Source organism: Nocardia sp. TBRC8007 (assembly GCF_056629435.1).
In genome coordinates, this window is the sequence record NZ_JBWSOR010000016.1 from 1 (window position 1) to 16,354 (window position 16,354).

Sequence of the window (16,354 nt, forward strand, 5' to 3'; positions counted from 1 at the left end):
ATCGTCGCTGTCGATGCGATCTTCTGTTCCGAAGAATTCGTCGGTTTCTTGTCGCTTTTCGGCGTAGCTGACGTGCGGAAGTCCGCGATGTCGTTCGACGAGTTCCGCAGCGGTTCGGCGACGCGGTCGGCCGACCGGTCGAACCTCGGCAACCTCGACTCCGTTGCGGGTTTCGCGAAACGTCTCCCCGGCCTCGACCGCATTCATGACCGCTGCTGAGTTGTTGCGGAACTCCCGCTGCGCGATCACCTTCATAGCCCCATGTAGCCCTGAGGGCTACATGGGGCTACAGCCAGGTGTCGAGGGTGGTCGTGGTAAGGAAGTGTTCCAGATCGGCACGCCAAGGAGCCGGGGTGGTCTTCTCGGGTTCGATGGCGGTGTACTGGCCGCGGTAGAACAGCAACGGCCTTCCGGTGGTAGTGGTTTCGGACAAGGTCCGCACCCGGCCGATCACGATGTAGTGGTCACCACCGTCCACAACGCTGTCGACCTCGCACTGGATGGATGCCAGCGCGTCGTCCAGAACCGGAAGCTCCAGATCGGAGGTGTGCCAGGCGGCCCCGGCGAACTTGTCGGTTTCGCGGGAGCCGAAGCGGGCGCACAGCTCGCGCTGCTGTTCGGCGAGGACGTTCACGCAGAAACGGCCGGATTTCTCGATCGCCGCCCAAGACCGGGACGCCTTGGTGGGGCAGAACAGCACCAACGGCGGTTCCAAGGAGAGGGCGGCGAAAGATTGGCAGGCGAACCCGACCGGGGTCTGCTCGTCGCCGAAGGTGGTGATCACGGTGATGCCGGTGCAGAACTGTCCCAGCACATTCCGGAACTGCCTCGGATCGATCTCGGTTCCGTCCGAGGTCATCGTTTCGCTCGCCCTCTCGGTCATTGCTGCCGCTGCCCGACGGTGAAGTCGTGGCCCCACAGGCTCACCGCGGTGGATTCCCGTGCGATCCAGTCCTTGTCGTCCACTTCCAAGCCCTCGCAGCCGAATTCGACATCGAATCCGCCCGGTGTCTTCATGTAGAAGGAGAGCATCTTGTCGTTGACGTGCCGCCCGAGCGTCGCCGACATCTTGACCTTCTTGCGCAATGCGCGGTCCAGGCACAGGCCGACATCGTCGGCGTTCGCTACTTCCAGCATCAGGTGCACGATCCCGCTCGGCGTCGGCATCGGCAGGAACGCCAGCGAGTGGTGGCGCGGATTGCAGCCGAAGAAGCGCAGCCAGGCCGGCTCGCCATCGGCTGGTCGTCCGACCATCTGCGGTGGCAGCCGCATCGAGTCACGCAGCCGGAAGCCGAGAACATCGCGGTAGAACTCCAGGGCCGCTTTGTCGTCCTTGGTGCTGAGCACCACGTGTCCGAGCCCCTGCTCTTCGGTGACGAATCGGTGTCCGTAGGGGCTGACCACCCTGCGATGCTCCAGAGCGACGCCGTGGAACGCCTCGAGTGTGTTGCCGGAGGGGTCATCGAACCGGATCAGCTCGTAGACGCGACGATCAGCCAGTTCAGCGGCGGTGCCCTCCTTGTAGGGCACGCCCGCCGCATCCAGCCGGTCGCGAATATCCCGCAGTTCTGCCGCATTGGCGGTTTCCCAGCCCGAGATCTGTAGCCGGTCCTTCTCGCCGGAGACGACCACCAGCCGGGCCGGGAATTCGTCCATGCGCAAGTACAGTGCTTCGGGATCGGCGCCCTTGCCCTCGACCATGCCGAGGACCTTCAGCCCGTACTCCCGCCAAGCGGCCATATCGGTCGCTTCGATGCGTAGATAGCCCAGTGATCGGATTCCCATCACTTCTCCCCTGTCTTGCGGGGGTTCCCGCGCCCCGTCGGTTCGATGAGTGCTTCGCGATTGTGTCTCATCGAGCCTCCTTCGTCTTGCGGGGGTTCCCGCGCCCCGTCGGTTCGATGAGTGCTTCGCGATTGTGTCTCATCGAGCCTCCTTGACGCCCGCGAGGAAGTCGATGGCCAACCGATTGAACTCGTGGAATTTCTCCAGCTGCGCCCAGTGTCCGCATCCGCCGAAAACGTGGAGCTGGACGCGGGGAATCACCTTGGTCGCCACCAGCGCGCCGTCGAGCGGGTTGACCCGATCCTCGCGGCCCCAGATCAACAGCACCGGCTGACGCAACTTATAGGCGTCGCGCCAGAGCATGCCCTTCTCGAAGTCCGCGCCTGCGAACGACTTGCCCATCGCACGGGTCGCGGCCAACGCTTCGGGGGTGCTCGCCGAGGCGAACCGTTCGTCGATCAGCTCATCGGTGATCAGCGACTGATCGAAGACCATGATGCGCAGGAACGCCTCCAGGTTCTCCCTGGTCGGCTGATAGTTGAACGTGGAGAGAAGTTTCACGCCCTCGGTCGGATCGGGCGCGAACAGATTGGTACTCAGCCCACCCGGACCCATCAGGACCAGCTTTCCGGCCAGGTCCGGATAGTCCAGCGCGAATCGGACCGCGGTGCCACCGCCGAGCGAATTGCCCAGCAGATGTACTCGCGTGGTGATCTGTAGGTGATCGAGCAGGTCCTTCAGCGCTGAGGCGCTGTGCGCGAAATACTGCGGATGCTCGGTCGGCTTGTCCGAACGACCGAATCCCGGCTGGTCCACCGCGAGCACATGGAAATGCTCTGCCAGTACCGGGATATTGCGGGCGAAGTTCGACCACGAGGAAGCGCCTGGTCCACCGCCGTGCAACAGGACGATTGTCGGTCCGTTACCTTCGCCCGCCTCGTGATAGTGCAGCCGCAGATCCGGGCGCACCTGCGCGTATCGGGAGGTCGATTCGGCGGTGAGCGCTATGGTTGATGTCACGACCGGCTCCTACACCATGCCGTCGGTGACCGGGAGCCCGAATTCGTGCGTGCCGTACATCAGATACGCGCGCTCGGGATCATTGGCCGCGTGCACCCGGCCCGCGTGTGCGTCACGCCAGAAGCGCTGTAGTGGAGTTCCATTCGCCAGCGCGGTGGCACCGGAGCTCTCGAACAGCCTGTCGATGGCCGCGATCGAACGGCCGGTAGCGCGGACCTGGTCGCGGCGGGCCCGTACGCGCAGGTCGAACGGAATCTCCTTGCCCGCTGCCAGCAGTGCGTACTCATCGGCCACATTGCCGGACAGTTGCCGCCAGGCGGCGTCGATATCGCTGGCGGCCTCGGCGATGCGCACCTTGGCGAAGGGGTCTTCCTTGGCCTTCTCACCGGCGTATGCCGCACGTATGCGCTTGCCCTGGTGTTCGACATGTGCCTGGTACGCGCCGTAGGCCATACCGACAATCGGAGTGGAGATGGTGGTGGGATGGATAGTTCCCCAAGGCATCTTGTAGACCGGATCGGTGTTCTGTTCCAGGCCAGGCGATTTCAGCTCGCTCATGGCGCGGAAACTCAGAAATCGGTGCGCGGGCACGAAGACGTCTTGCACGACGATGGTGTTGGAGCCGGTTCCGCGTAGGCCGACTACATTCCACACGTCATCGATGCGGTAGTCGGCAGACGGGATGAGGAAGCTGCCGAAGTCGACCGGTTTGCCGTCTTTGAGCACCGGGCCGCCGACGACCACCCAGGTCGCGTGATCACACCCGGATGACCAAGCCCATGCGCCGTTGACGAGGTAGCCGCCGTCGGTGACCGTGCCCGCGCCCATCGGCGCGTAGGAGGAGGAGATACGGACCTCGTCATCCTCACCCCAAACGTCTTCCTGTGCTTGTTGTGAGAACAGTGCCAGATGCCAATTGTGTACGCCCACAATGCCCGCCACCCAACCGGTGGAACCGCATGCGCTGGCGATCTTGCGCGTGGTGTCGTAGAAGGTCACTGGATCGGCGGCGTAGCCGCCCCATTGTTTGGGCTGGAGCAGCCGGAAGAAGCCGGTCTCCTGCAACGCCTTGATGCTTTCGTCGGGGATGCGCCGCAGGTCCTCGGCCTCCTGTGCGCGTTCGCGCAATGTCGGCAACAGCGCTTCGACCCGTTCGGTCACTTCTTGCGTCATCTCGGGACCTGCTCCTGCCTGGTCGATTGATAACCGATGCTTATGTGCTTCTGCGATGGGAACCGCGCTTCTGAGATTAGAACAGGTTCCTATTTATGTCGAGAACCAACGTTCACTGTTGGTCTGGCGCGCACTCATGCAGGAAGTGATGCATACCGCTGGCATTGGAGGTGGCAATTTTGTAACGTGTTCTAGTACAGAAGGAGGAGGAATCGCGATGGCAGTTACCCCACCGCCGCCGAGCGACGGGCCCGGAGGCGGCAGCGCGCGTAACCACGGAGGGACCCGCGCGGCGGCCCATTCAGCAAAGGTCCGGGAACTGGATGTCGGTGTAGCGCCGACCCGGTATGCGCGAGGATGGCATTGCCTTGGCCTGGCCAAGTCCTTCCGGGATGGTGGTCCACATGCCGTCAACGTGTTCGGCACCAAGCTCGTCGTCTGGGCCGACAGCAGTGGTGAACTGCGGGTATTGGATGCCTACTGCAGGCATATGGGCGGCGACCTGAGCATGGGTGAGGTCAAAGGCGACGACATCGCATGCCCGTTTCACGACTGGCGTTGGTCTGGGACCAGCGGCAAGTGCACTTCGATCCCGTACGCGCGGCGAGTGCCGCCCTTGGCGCGTACCAGGAAGTGGCCCACGCTGGAGCGCAATGGTCAGTTGTTCGTCTGGCACGACTATGAAGGCAGCCAGCCTCCGCCAGAAGTCACCATCCCCTACATCAAAGGCGCTTATACCGACGCCGACGGCAACCCCAGCGAGGAGCTCGACAGCGAGTGGACCGATTGGACCTGGAACTCGCTGCTGATCGAGGGTGCCAACTGTCGTGAGATCATCGACAATGTGGTCGACATGGCCCACTTCTTCTACATCCATTTCGCCTTCCCGACCTATTTCAAGAACGTCTTCGAGGGCCATATCGCCACTCAGTTCCTGGAGACCAAAGGCAGGCCGGATGTCGGCATGGCAGCCAAATACGGTGGCGATACGCTGTTGAAGTCCGAAGCCTCGTACTATGGGCCTTCGTACATGATCAACCCGCTGCTGAACATCTACAGCGGGTACGAGGTCAACAGTGTCTTGATCAACTGCCACTACCCGGTCACCCAGGACTCTTTCGTCTTGCAATGGGGTATCACGCTGCGGAAGCCGCAGGGTGTCGAAGGCGAGACTGCCGAACGGCTGGCGGAGAAGATGACCGACGGCATCAGCATCGGCTTCCAGCAGGATGTCGAGATCTGGAAGCATAAGTCCAAGGTCGAGAACCCGCTGTTGTGCGAGGAAGACGGGCCGGTCTATCAGCTACGGCGCTGGTACGACCAGTTTTATGTCGACCTTGCTGATGTCACCGAGAAGATGACCCAGCGCTTCGAATTCGAGGTGGATACCACCAAGGCCAATGAGGCATGGGAGGCCGAGGTCGCCGAGAATTTGCGCCGCAAGCGCGAGTCCGAGGAAGCCGAGGCGGGCGTGTAATGGCAGCCACCTGGGCAAAAGCGCCCGACTTCGCCGATCAACCCGATCGGCGAGCCGAAGTGCGTGCCCAGACCGTGGTGGATAAGAAGCGGTATCTGGAGGAAGGTCTGACTCCGCTGCAGTGTCACGCTTGCGGGAGCGAGGTGCTGGTGCGTAAAAGCAGTGCGCGGCAGACATCGGTGCAGTGGACCACCGATCCCGCAGCGCGCTGCCCGGTGTTCGCGGAGCTGAGTTCACACGACCAAGGGCCGGGCCGTCCGGATACTTGTCCTCAGTTGATGCGCACGATTGCCTGGGCCGAGGAAGAGGGTGTGCTCGAAATCTCCGAATAGCAGTACTCGGGACGCGATGAGAGGGAGCTTCCACGATGATGGTGTGGCACCTGGATTGCGCGACTATGTGCCCGGTCGGTGGGCGCGCGCTGTTGGGCAGCGGTGGGCTGTTGATCGGCCGGCTGGTCGGTCACTGCTTGCTCGTCGAGTCAGAAGACGGGCTGGTGTTGGTGGACACCGGGTTCGGCATGGCCGATGTGCTCGACCGGAGCAGGCTCGGCTTCGGTACCGAGTTATTGCTGCGTCCCCGATTGCGTCCGGAGCTGACCGCGCTGCACCAGCTCCGTGCACTGGGTTACCGACGCGAGGATGTCCGGCACATCGTGCTCACCCATCTCGATCTCGATCACGCAGGTGGCCTGGCCGACTTCCCTGACGCCACTGTGCATGTCTTCGCCGACGAGTTGGCTGTGGCGACTCGGCGGGCCACCATCGCCGAGAAACTGCGCTATCAGCCACGACAGTGGACGCACAAGCCCCGCTGGCGCCCCTACGAAACCGGCGGCGACTCGTGGTTCGGTTTCACCGCGCTGCCGGTGCTCGCGAACATCCTGTTGATCCCATTGATCGGGCATACCCGTGGACACAGCGGCGTCGCGGTCCGGCAGGACGATGGGTGGCTGCTGCACTGCGGCGACGCCTACTTCCACCACCGGCAGCTGGCTTCGGCGAAGGCCAGGCCACCCCTCGAACTCGCGATCTTCGAAGCGCTCGTGAGCACGTTGGACCAGGCTCGAGTGGAGAACTTGGAGCGGCTGCGGACCTTACGCGCCGAACACGGGGACCAGGTGCGGATATTCTGCGCACACGATCCGTATGAGCTGGCCGAATTCCGCACCGCGCTATCGCGCTGAGTACGGCCCCGCACTATCGCGGCACTATCGCGCTGAATGCGATCAGTCCAGCCGGAAGTCCGCAAAGTCGAATCCCGGTGAGACTACGCAACTGACCAGTACGTAATCCGCTCCCACGGGACGAGCCGCCTGGCTGACACCGCCCGGCACCATGGCCTGTGGTACTTGCCCCCGCTCCAGATCGGGGCCGAGGATCACTTCCTCGTCGCCGATGCTCAATGCCAGTGGTCCGCCGCGATGCCAGAGCCATAGCTCGTCGAAGCGGAGCGTGTGTGGAGCGGATCGTTCGCCGGGCAGCAGCAGGAAATAGGCCGCTGTCGCGCTCGCGCGCGGTCCATCGCATCCCGCTGGAGTGAGTTCGACAGGGCTGCACCAGGTCTGGCGGTACCAGCCGCCCTCGGGATGTGGCACCAGATCGAGTGCGGCGGCAAGCGGCGGTCGGCTGTCTGTCATCGTTCGATGATGCCCGCTTCTCTGGCTTTTCGCCGGGCATTCTCGATGTGCCGGAGCATTCTCTCGGGGTGGGGTACGGCCCAGAGGGCCGCACCGGTGTCGATGTCGAGCCGACCGACGTGGGTCGAGCCGACCGACGTGCTCGTTCGCGGGTGGCCGGTGTCGACGTGGCCTATGCGGATCAGCTGAACGGTGAGCGTGGCCGTTCCTGGAGTCGGCCGTCCAGGTAGATATCGACCTTCTCGTTGTAGAAGCAGATCAGCCCGGCGACCTTCTGGCTCTCGGGCAGCGGGGTGCGGTAACCCCATGCGTGGTCGGGATGCTGTTTGTCACCGATCTGAATGGTCCAGTAATCCGCGGTGCCCTTGTACGGGCAACTGGTGTGAGTGTCCGAAGGGCGGAGCAGATCCATTCGAACGTCGGTCATCGGCAGGTAGTACCGTGCGGGCAAGCCGGTTTCGAAAAGGATGTGTGGCGCGTGCGAGTCGGCGACGGTGACGCCGTCGATCTCCACGCGTATGTGTCGCGAGCTGGCCAGAATGTCGACGCGGGAGTAGGGGTCGCGCGGGTGGACATAGATCGGCTCGTCTTCCTCGAACCATTCGTCCATCGCGGTCCATTCCAGCCTGACCAGGTCACGTAACTCGGTGATCGGTGAGTCGTGGTATCGCAGCGCCGCTCCGGCTGCTGTGGTGTCGTCGGCCACGACGTCGTAGCCGGTCGCATCGCCGCGGCTGGGGGAATGCTGGATGTTTCCGTTCGGTTCGAGTTTCACGTGCAGATCCGCGACCGGCAGATAGTAGGTCGGGTAATACGGGTTCTCCCACACGAGCACTGGCCTGACCGTATCGGCCACCAGATGTCCGCCCAGATAGACCCGTACGCGCTTCTGACTGGTCTCGACACTGACGTGGCCCCGCCTCGCTTCGGTCATACCTATCGACCGTACTCTCGCTGTCCGGTTCCGGGGACGAGTTTCGCGCTAGCAGGCTCGGGGCACCGCGCCGATGCCACCGGATGCGGAATCGGCTGGTCATCGCCCTAGGTGATGGCCCTTGCTTCTTCTTCGACGCTGTGTGGTGCGGGATCGTGCTCGTCGATGTGGGCGAGGGCCGCTCGGCCGAGTAACAGGGCAATCACGGAGGCCGCGGTACATGCGGCGCCGACCCAGAACGGCAGGGCGATGGCGTGTTCGCCCAGCTTTCCGGCGAGATAGGGGGCGGCGGCGGCGCCGGAGAACCGGACGAAGCTGTAGGCCGCCGCCGCGGTGGATCGTTCCACCGGCGCCGAGATCATCACGGCCTCGGTGATCAGCGTATTGTTCACGCCGAGGAACAGGCCGGCCAGGACGGTGCCGACGATCAGCATCGGTTTGTGCTCGGCGAACACGGCCATCATCGCCAGATCCGCCGCGAACAGACTCAGGGAAAGTCCGATCATCGGCAGGGAACCGAACCGGCGCTGTAGCCGGGGAGCCAGAAACACCGAAGCGATCGCGAGCAGCACGCCCCAGCCGCAGAAGATGAAGCCGATCGCGTAGGTGCCCATGTCCAGGGGAAACGGCGTATATGCGAGCAGGGTGAAAAAGCCGAAGTTGTACAACAGGGCGGTGATGCTCACGATCAGTAGCCCGCGGTGCCGTAATGCTCGGAACGGTGAGACGATCGAGGTGCGCCGTGGGGGTCTCGGGCTTTCCGGCAGCAGGACGACAACACTGACCAGTGCGACGGTCAGCAGTACTGAGACGCCGAAAAATGGTCCACGCCAGCTGATTCCGCCCAGCATGCCGCCGACCAGCGGTCCGGTGGCGATACCGATGCCCAGTGCCGCCTCGTACAGGATGATCGCGTGGGCCACGCCGCCACTGGCCGCACTGACAATGGTGGCCAGCGCGGTGGCGATGAACAACGCGTTGCCGAGACCCCAGCCCGCGCGGAAGCCTACGATCTGCCCGACCGTATCGGACATGCCTGCCAGCGCTGCGAACACAATGATGATCGCTAATCCGGCCTGCAGTGTCGCTTTGGCGCCGAAGCGGCTGGACACTACCCCGGTGATCAGCATGGCCACACCCATCACCATCATATAGCTGGTGAACAGCAGCGATACTTCCGCCGGTGAGGCGTGTAATTGTTCGCCGATCGGTTTGAGAATGGGATCGACCAATCCGATGCCCATGAAAGCAATCACGCTGGCAAATGCCACTGCCCACACGGCCTTTGGTTGATTGGTGCTTTTCGTAACCCAAGTCGCAATGCTCATCAGTGTTTCCTCGGGTTCTGAGCACGTTGTCCCGCAGCTGCTTTCAGGGCGTCCAGCAGGTCGTGTAATTCGGAGTCCAGTCGCGTCAAGCGTTCAGTGTCGAAGTCGGGCAGTCGATTGCCGATCGCGGCAGCCAGGGCCTGGCGGTACTGGGTCAGACGGGCGTGTCCGACCGGGGTGAGTTCGATGATGACGCCCCGGGAGTCCGCGTGGTCCTTGCGCCGGGACGCGAATCCTTCCGCGACCAGCCTGCCTGCCAGCACCGTCGCCGAGGGCTGGGAGCATCGGTCGATCCTGGCGAACTCGCTGATCCGCACCGCACCGTGTTCGTCGAGCACCGCCAGTGCCCGCGCCATCGCGCGTGGCAGATCATCGCCGCTGATCACCCCGGCGAGTCGAGTGATTCTGCCTGCGGTAACGAGGAGATCGACGACGATGTCATCTCTTGCGTTCATCCGATCCCTCCGTCTAATTAACTTGTTGCATAGGTCAACTATATATTATAGTAGCGTACGTACCCTCGGTTCCGGTACTGCATCCGGCGATACCGGTCGCGTGGCCGAGGAGGAGATCCGAGGCGGGGGAGGGCTGTGCCCCCTCGGGGCTTGTGCCCTATGTGCGGTATGTGGCGATGCGACTTTCGAATTTAACGATTCCCTGACGATCAAATGCATGTTGTGCGGATAATATGAATTAAGAAGTTCGAATTTTTCTATCTGTACTTCCTCTCCTGTCGGCCTGAAAAATCTTTTCCTGCCCTATATCTCGGATAACGGGAGAATGGTATACCCGTGAGAGTTCGTATCGTTCGATGATAAAGAAAAGCGGATGATTACGAGATAAAGAATTCGAGCGAATGAAACCGGAAGGGAGGTGGCCGTATCCACATAAAATTGTTTCGCGAACCGGTCAGGAAGCCGGCCACCGCGTATTGTCCCTGAGGCCGGTATTGCCGATCAGTTCTGGGCACTGGGTATGCCGGTCTCAGGAACAAGAATCGGCACGCTGAGGATGCAGCGTGCCGTGTGTGGAACTGGGAGGACGAGGTTCTGGCGTTATCTGCCCCAGAAGCCGAGTCCATGGTGGAGGTCGGTGTTGATCTCTCAGATGTCTGGACTCAGCGTGGATAAGTCACGTCGTCCGGGACGATGCCCGCGACTAGCCCGTTAGAGACGGCGTGAGATACCCAGCTCTTGGCTTTCTGCTTTGCCTGCCGGGTTCGCCGATCTTGCCTCCGGTTCTGCGCGAGCAGCCTTTGTCGCGGCCTCATATCGACTGGGTGACCGGTCGTCGGGGGGTGCCGAATAATTGTGTGTCCGCGTGCGCGCGTTTGAAGAACAACTGTGCGTCGTGCTCCCAGGTGATCGCGATGCCCCCGTGCAACTGGACAGTCTCGGCCGCGATGGTATCGAGCGCGGCAGAGCAGTGGGCACGGGCAACCCAGACATCCTCGGCAGCCGAAGGACTATTCGTCGCTACGGCCGCAGTGGCCGCGACGGATGCGGATCGGGCTGATTCCAGCAGCACGTACATGTCCGCCATACGGTGTTTGAGCGCTTGGAAGCTACCGATAGCCCGGCCGAACTGCACCCTGGTCTTGGCGTAATCCACGGTCATCTCCAGGCAACGGTCGGCAGCGCCGACTTGTTCGGCAGCCAGAGCGGCCCACGCGATCTGGCGGAGCCTGGTGTGGGTCGCCGTTGGATCCGCAGAGCCGAGACGACGTGCAGACACTGCGGCGAAGACTACCTCGGCGAGGTGACGGGTAGGATCCATGGTCGGCGCGGAGCGCCGGGTGACGCCGATTACCGTGGGATCGACTTCGAAAAGACCGGTCGGCGTGACAACGAGGAGAGTGTCGGCAGACATCCCGTCGAGAACATAGTGCGCGGTCCCGTTGAGCACACCGTCTGTTTCTCGCACACCCGGCTCGTCCCAGCCGCTCTCGCTCGCCCAGCACACCGCTATCGTCTTGGTGCCCTCGGCTACCTCGGGCAGCAGTCGTGTGCATGCCTCGGTATCACCCGATAGCAGTACGGCTTGCCCGCCGAGTACAGCGGAGCCGAGCATCGGCACTCCGGCGAGTGTGCGGCCCAACTCACCTACTACCAGAAGCGATTCCACCAGGCTCGCATCGAAGCCACCGTATTCCGTCGGGATGGCCAGAGCACCGACACCGATTTGCTCACACAACAGCCGCCATAGCGCCGGGTCGTAGCCGAGCTCGGTGTTCATCGCCGCGCGCACTGCGGCGGAACTGGCATGTTTGGTCAGCAACGCCCGAACCGAGGCGAGGAATTCTCGGTGCTCAGCGGTGCTCATACTTTGTCTCCCTCGGGGGTCCCTGTGGCTTCGTTCCGCAGTGCGTTGGCGATCCGGGAGCGATGTAGGACTGGGGTTCCCCATGCTGAACGCAGTGCGGTCACCTTGGTCAACCACAGCGAAAGGTCGTACTCGGCGGTATAGCCGATCGCGCCGTGCACCTGAAGTGCGGTACGAGCTGCGCGATAAGCCGCGTCACCACAGGCGACCACGGCGGCCGAGACATCGCGGTCCCGCGTGGGCTCGGTCATGGTCAGTGCAGCGCGGTAGAGCAGCGGCTCGGCCAGATCCAGTGCGATGAGCACGTCGGCGAGTTTCTGTTTCACGGCCTGGAACTCGCCGATCGGTCTGCCGAATTGTTTGCGCTGTTTGGTGTATTCGGTGGATGCGTGCAGCAGGGCACGGCCCGCACCGAGTAGCTGGGCCGCGCAGGCCAGCGCGCCGGTGTCGAATCCAGTGGCCGCTGCTTCGCGTAGGTGTTCGCCCTCGGCGATGGTGTCGCCCTCGGCGATGGTGAACAACCGACGGGCGGGGTCGATCGAGAGCACCTGATCGGTACGGTGCCCGGTGTGCAGAAGCGTGCCGTCTACCAAGAGCGCCACCTCGGCGGTGTCGGCATCCAGCGCGACGCTGCTGTGGCCGGGCGCCGCGAAGGCGATCGTGCCGAGTGCGGCACCTCCCGCGAAGCCAGGCAGCCACCGTGCGGCCAAGCCGGGATCCGGAAGTGCCTGTAGCAGAGCTGGAATCGCGGCAGCAGTCTCTATCAGCGGTCCCGGAACGGCAGCCCGGCCGATTTCCTGGAAGGCTACGATCAGGTCGATCGGTTCGGCACCGATACCACCGTGTTCCTCCGCGACGGCCAGCCCGAGCACACCGGTCCCGGCCAGCTGCCGGATCAGTGCTCGCCCCGGACCAGGATCGCCCGAGGCCCACGCGCGTACGGCGGTGGGAGTGTGGTAGGCATCGAGGAGCTTGCGCAGGCTGGCGCCGAAATCGAGCTGTTCGGAGCTGAGCGCGAATCTCATCGGCTGCTTCCTCTCGGTAGTCCGAGCAGCCGCTCGGCGATGATATTGCGCTGGATCTCATTGGTACCCGCGTAGATCGGGCCGGATAGCGCGAACAGATATCCGTCGGTCCATGGCCCACAGCGTTCGGCTGTCGCGTCGAGCACATCGAGCGCGGTCTCGTGCATGGCGATGTCGAGTTCGGACCAGAACACCTTGGTGACAGAGGATTCCGCGCCGAGCTTGCCGCCCTCATCGAGCCGGGTGACTGTGCCGAGGGTATGCAACCGATACGCTTCGCTGCCAATCCAGGCATCCACCACCGCGTCGCGCTGTGTGGTGTTGTTCGGGTCGCCTACCCGCAGCCATAGATCGATCAGCCGCTGTGCGGTGGCGCTGAACCGGCCCGGGCTACGAAGCGACAGACCGCGTTCGTTGCTGGAGGTGCTCATCGCCACGCGCCAGCCCGCGCCAGGCGCGCCGATAACATCACGGTCGGGTACGAACACATCGTCGAGGAAGATCTCAGCGAAACCCGGCTCGCCGTCCAGCTGTGGAATCGGGCGCACCGATACGCCATCGGCGGTCAGCGGGAACATCACGTAGGTGAGGCCCTTGTGCCGTTCGGCCTCGGGATCGCTGCGGAACAGCCCGAACGCCCAGTCGGCGAAGGCGGCGCGCGAACTCCAGGTCTTCTGGCCGTTCAGCAGCCAGCCGCCGGTAGCGCGCCGGGCACTGGAGCGGATGCCGGCCAGATCGCTGCCCGCCTCCGGCTCCGACCATGCCTGCGCCCAGATGTCATCGCCGCGAGCCATCCGTGGCATGATCCGCGCCAACTGTTCCGGTGTGCCGTGTTCGAAGAGCGTCGGAGCCAGCAGGAAGATGCCGTTCTGGCTGACCCGCCCCGGTGCCCCTGCCGCATAGTACTCCTGCTCGAACAGCACCCATTCCAGCAGCGAGGCGTTGCGACCACCGAACTCCTCTGGCCAGGCGACCGCCGAGAGCCTGGCGTCGGCCAAAGTGTGCTCCCACGCTCGATGTGCCTCGAATCCTGCTTTCGTGTCCATCGAAGGCAACGGTCGCGCGGGTGTGTTCGCGGCGAGGAATTCGCGGACCTCCCGCTGGAATTCCTGAGTCGCCTGGTCGAGATCAAGCTCCACTACGTCGTTCCGTTCTGTCCGGTGCTGCTCGCGGAAGTCTTCATCGACTTGGCGTTCATGCCGCCCAGCGAGTCGGTGCCGACCTCCGCATTGTGCGCGTGTGCGAAGTGGTGCAGACCGAAGACCGAATCCATACCCGACCGCATGCCCATCAGGTCCTCAGCCTGGTTGACCGCTTTCTTGGTCAGGGCGAGGCCGAACTGCGGCATGGTGGCGATCTTTTCGGCGAGTGTCATGGTCTCGGTCTCGAGTTCGGCGCGCGGCACCACTCGGTTGACCATGCCCCATTCCTTGGCCTGGGCGGCACCGAACCGGTCGCCGGTGAAAAGGAATTCCTTGGCCGCGCGCGGACCGAGAACCCAGGGGTGGGCAAAATATTCGACCCCTGGAATGCCCATACGGACAACGGGATCGGAGAAGAACGCATCATCGGAGGCGATGATCAGGTCACATACCCAGGCCAGCATAAGTCCGCCCGCGATACAAGCGCCCTGCACCATGGCGATGGTGGGCTTGGGAATCTCCCGCCAGCGCCGGCACATGCCGAGGTAGACCTCCAGCTCCCTGGCGAAGCGCTGATCGCCGCCGGCCCGATCGACGTGATCCCACCACAACGTGGCCTTGTTCTGATACCGCACGTGGTGATCGCGTCCAGGGGTGCCGATGTCGTGCCCGGCACTGAAGTGTTTCCCGTTGCCCGCCAAGACGATCACACCGACCTCGGGGTCTGCCACGGCACGCTCGAAGGCGGCGTCGAGCGCGTAGGTCATCACCGAGTTCTGCGCGTTGCGATATTCCGGCCGGTTCATCGCGACGATCGCGACGCGTTCACGTCGCTCGTAGGTGACCACCTCACCCTCGGGCTCTTCCCCGACGGTGTTTGCCGGTTCCGACATCACGATTTCTCCTTACGTAGTTGACGCTTGAGCACTTTCCCGGCGGAGCTATAAGGCAGTTGATCGCGGAATTCGACGAACCGTGGCACTTTGAAGTTGGCCAGCATGGTGGTGGCATGGGAGAGTACTTGCTCTTCGGTGAGTGTCGCACCTGCCCTGCGCACTACATACGCCTTACCTACTTCGCCCATCCTGGCATCGGGCACGCCGATGACAGCCGACTCGGCCACGCCGTCCAGTCGAGCCAGCACTTGCTCGATCTCAGCTGGATAAACATTGAAGCCGCCGCAGATGTACATGTCCTTGAGCCGGTCGGTGATCTTCAGATACCCCCGTTCGTCGACCGTGCCGATGTCTCCGGTGTGTAGCCAGCCGTCGGCGTCGACAGCCTCGGCGGTGCTGTCCGGGTCGTCCAGATAGCCGAGCATCACATTCGGTCCACGGAGCAAGACCTCACCTGCCTCGCTGAGTCGCAGCTCGAAGTCCGCGATCGGTCTGCCGCAGGTGTTCGCGATGGTTTCGGCGTCGTCCTCGGCATGGCACATGGTCCCGAATCCTGCGGCTTCGGACAGGCCGTAAGCAGTGATGACGATGTCGAAAGTGAGCTCAGAGCGCATTCGCTCGATCAATACCACCGGCACAGTCGCGGCGCCGGTGACGGCCACCCGCAGGGTGCTCAGGTCGAACGCTTCACGGTCGGGGAAGTCCAGGATCGTTTGATAGATGGTCGGCGGGCCGGGTAACACCGTGATCTTTTCCGTGCCGATCCGCCGCATCGTCTCCGGTACATCGAAGGTTGCCTGTGGGATGATCGTGGCTCCGGTGACCAGGCAGGCGAGAATGCCCGCTTTGTAGCCGAAGTTATGGAAGAACGGGCTCACCACCAGATACCGGTCGTCGCCGCGCAAGGTGGCGCATTCCGCCCAAGCCCGCACCACCGCGAGTGCTTGCTGGTGTGCGATCAGGGTGCCCTTGCTGCGCCCGGTAGTGCCGGAGGTGAACAGGATGTCGGAAATGTCGCCGGGGCCTACCGCCGCGGCGCGTTCCTCGGCTTCGGCCACCGGGACCGACGCGGCGATGCTCGGGAGTTCCGACCAGTCCAGCGCAGTGGCATCGGTGTTCACCGATCCTGGTTCTACTGGAATGACCACTATCGTTTCGATGGCAAGAACAGCTGTGGCAGCGCGCAATTCGGCGAGACGATCGCGGCCGAGGAAATTTCCGGCGATGAACAGCGCCCGCGCGTGCACTCGATCGAGCACATCGACGGCCTCCTCGGCGACGTAGCGGGTGTTCAACGGCACCAGCGCGGCGCCGGCATAGTGCGCGGCGAGTGCGGCGATCACCCAATGGTGCGTATTGGGAGCCCACATGGCCACCCGGTCACCCGCGCGCACGCCGCGTGCGATGAGCGCCCGCGCTACCTCCTGGACGGCGTCGAGTAGCTGGGTCCAGTCCAGCCGGACCGCGCCGTCCGCGATCGCTGGGGCAGCGTCAAAGGTCCGAGCGGCGTGGTGCAGTGCCATCGGTGTCGTCTGAGCAGGGGTTGTCACGGTTGTCCTTACCGTCCGCGAGCCACTTATGCGCACACTCTACAAAGCAAGTGCTTGGTAGGT

At 63.3% G+C, this 16,354-nt stretch carries 17 protein-coding genes; 4 read left to right on the forward strand and 13 right to left on the reverse strand.

Features of this window, described 5'->3' with window-relative positions; translation table 11 throughout:
• Nucleotides 1-219, forward strand: a 219-nt coding sequence (locus ACX4ZE_RS14175; RefSeq protein WP_480273876.1) for a hypothetical protein, incomplete at its 5' end; no start/stop codon positions are given.
• Between the two features lie 67 nt (nt 220-286).
• Here the strand turns inward: ACX4ZE_RS14175 and hsaB are convergent.
• The 4 genes from hsaB to hsaA all read right to left on the reverse strand — a co-directional run bounded on the left by hsaB (nt 287) and on the right by hsaA (nt 3,978).
• Complete coding sequence (hsaB, locus tag ACX4ZE_RS14180; protein ID WP_480273877.1) at nt 287-859, reverse strand: 3-hydroxy-9,10-secoandrosta-1,3,5(10)-triene-9,17-dione monooxygenase reductase subunit; 573 nt, start codon at nt 857-859, stop codon at nt 287-289.
• Nucleotides 860-879: 20 nt separating this feature from the next.
• Nucleotides 880-1,785 (reverse strand): iron-dependent extradiol dioxygenase HsaC, encoded by a 906-nt coding sequence (gene hsaC / locus ACX4ZE_RS14185; RefSeq protein ID WP_480273878.1) that lies wholly within the window; start codon nt 1,783-1,785, stop codon nt 880-882.
• Nucleotides 1,786-1,923: 138 nt separating this feature from the next.
• A complete protein-coding gene (gene hsaD, locus ACX4ZE_RS14190; RefSeq protein WP_480273879.1) occupies nt 1,924-2,805 on the reverse strand; it encodes a 4,5:9,10-diseco-3-hydroxy-5,9,17-trioxoandrosta-1(10),2-diene-4-oate hydrolase in 882 nt (293 codons plus the stop codon).
• Nucleotides 2,806-2,814: 9 nt separating this feature from the next.
• Nucleotides 2,815-3,978, reverse strand: coding sequence for a 3-hydroxy-9,10-secoandrosta-1,3,5(10)-triene-9,17-dione monooxygenase oxygenase subunit (gene hsaA, locus ACX4ZE_RS14195; protein WP_480273880.1), 1,164 nt, complete (start codon nt 3,976-3,978; stop codon nt 2,815-2,817).
• 217 nt (nt 3,979-4,195) lie between these two features.
• Between hsaA and ACX4ZE_RS14200 the strand changes: the two genes are divergently transcribed.
• Genes ACX4ZE_RS14200 through ACX4ZE_RS14210 form a run of 3 tightly spaced genes read left to right on the forward strand, consistent with a single transcriptional unit; the run spans nt 4,196 to nt 6,641 of the window.
• Nucleotides 4,196-5,455 carry a 3-ketosteroid-9-alpha-monooxygenase, oxygenase component gene (locus tag ACX4ZE_RS14200; protein WP_480273881.1) on the forward strand — a complete coding sequence of 420 codons (1,260 nt, stop codon included), beginning with the start codon at nt 4,196-4,198 and terminating at the stop codon, nt 5,453-5,455.
• Nucleotides 5,455-5,787: a hypothetical protein gene (locus ACX4ZE_RS14205; RefSeq protein WP_480273882.1), complete on the forward strand. Its 333-nt coding sequence runs from the start codon at nt 5,455-5,457 to the stop codon at nt 5,785-5,787. The genes ACX4ZE_RS14200 and ACX4ZE_RS14205 overlap by 1 nt, the downstream gene beginning before the upstream one ends.
• A gap of 35 nt (nt 5,788-5,822) precedes the next feature.
• On the forward strand, nt 5,823-6,641 hold the full coding sequence (locus tag ACX4ZE_RS14210; protein ID WP_480273883.1) for an MBL fold metallo-hydrolase: 819 nt from the start codon (nt 5,823-5,825) through the stop codon (nt 6,639-6,641).
• A 42-nt stretch (nt 6,642-6,683) separates the two neighbouring features.
• Here ACX4ZE_RS14210 and ACX4ZE_RS14215 read toward each other — a convergent pair whose 3' ends face one another.
• The 9 genes from ACX4ZE_RS14215 to ACX4ZE_RS14255 form a co-directional block, all read right to left on the reverse strand.
• Nucleotides 6,684-7,094: a cupin domain-containing protein gene (locus tag ACX4ZE_RS14215; RefSeq protein WP_480273884.1), complete on the reverse strand. Its 411-nt coding sequence runs from the start codon at nt 7,092-7,094 to the stop codon at nt 6,684-6,686.
• Nucleotides 7,095-7,275: 181 nt separating this feature from the next.
• Nucleotides 7,276-8,028, reverse strand: coding sequence for a DUF427 domain-containing protein (locus tag ACX4ZE_RS14220; RefSeq protein WP_480273885.1), 753 nt, complete (start codon nt 8,026-8,028; stop codon nt 7,276-7,278).
• A gap of 107 nt (nt 8,029-8,135) precedes the next feature.
• Nucleotides 8,136-9,356 carry an MFS transporter gene (locus tag ACX4ZE_RS14225; protein ID WP_480273886.1) on the reverse strand — a complete coding sequence of 407 codons (1,221 nt, stop codon included), beginning with the start codon at nt 9,354-9,356 and terminating at the stop codon, nt 8,136-8,138.
• Nucleotides 9,356-9,811, reverse strand: coding sequence for a MarR family winged helix-turn-helix transcriptional regulator (locus tag ACX4ZE_RS14230; protein WP_480273887.1), 456 nt, complete (start codon nt 9,809-9,811; stop codon nt 9,356-9,358). The genes ACX4ZE_RS14225 and ACX4ZE_RS14230 overlap by 1 nt, the downstream gene beginning before the upstream one ends.
• Nucleotides 9,812-10,622: 811 nt before the next feature.
• Nucleotides 10,623-11,678 carry an acyl-CoA dehydrogenase family protein gene (locus ACX4ZE_RS14235; RefSeq protein ID WP_480273888.1) on the reverse strand — a complete coding sequence of 352 codons (1,056 nt, stop codon included), beginning with the start codon at nt 11,676-11,678 and terminating at the stop codon, nt 10,623-10,625.
• A complete protein-coding gene (locus ACX4ZE_RS14240) occupies nt 11,675-12,703 on the reverse strand; it encodes an acyl-CoA dehydrogenase family protein (protein ID WP_480273889.1) in 1,029 nt (342 codons plus the stop codon). Before ACX4ZE_RS14240 ends, ACX4ZE_RS14235 begins: the two co-directional genes overlap by 4 nt.
• Nucleotides 12,700-13,842: an acyl-CoA dehydrogenase family protein gene (locus tag ACX4ZE_RS14245; protein WP_480273890.1), complete on the reverse strand. Its 1,143-nt coding sequence runs from the start codon at nt 13,840-13,842 to the stop codon at nt 12,700-12,702. The genes ACX4ZE_RS14240 and ACX4ZE_RS14245 overlap by 4 nt, the downstream gene beginning before the upstream one ends.
• Nucleotides 13,842-14,738, reverse strand: coding sequence for an enoyl-CoA hydratase (locus tag ACX4ZE_RS14250; RefSeq protein ID WP_480273891.1), 897 nt, complete (start codon nt 14,736-14,738; stop codon nt 13,842-13,844). The genes ACX4ZE_RS14245 and ACX4ZE_RS14250 overlap by 1 nt, the downstream gene beginning before the upstream one ends.
• Nucleotides 14,738-16,291 carry a FadD3 family acyl-CoA ligase gene (locus ACX4ZE_RS14255; RefSeq protein WP_480273892.1) on the reverse strand — a complete coding sequence of 518 codons (1,554 nt, stop codon included), beginning with the start codon at nt 16,289-16,291 and terminating at the stop codon, nt 14,738-14,740. The genes ACX4ZE_RS14250 and ACX4ZE_RS14255 overlap by 1 nt, the downstream gene beginning before the upstream one ends.
• Nucleotides 16,292-16,354: the final 63 nt, after the last annotated feature.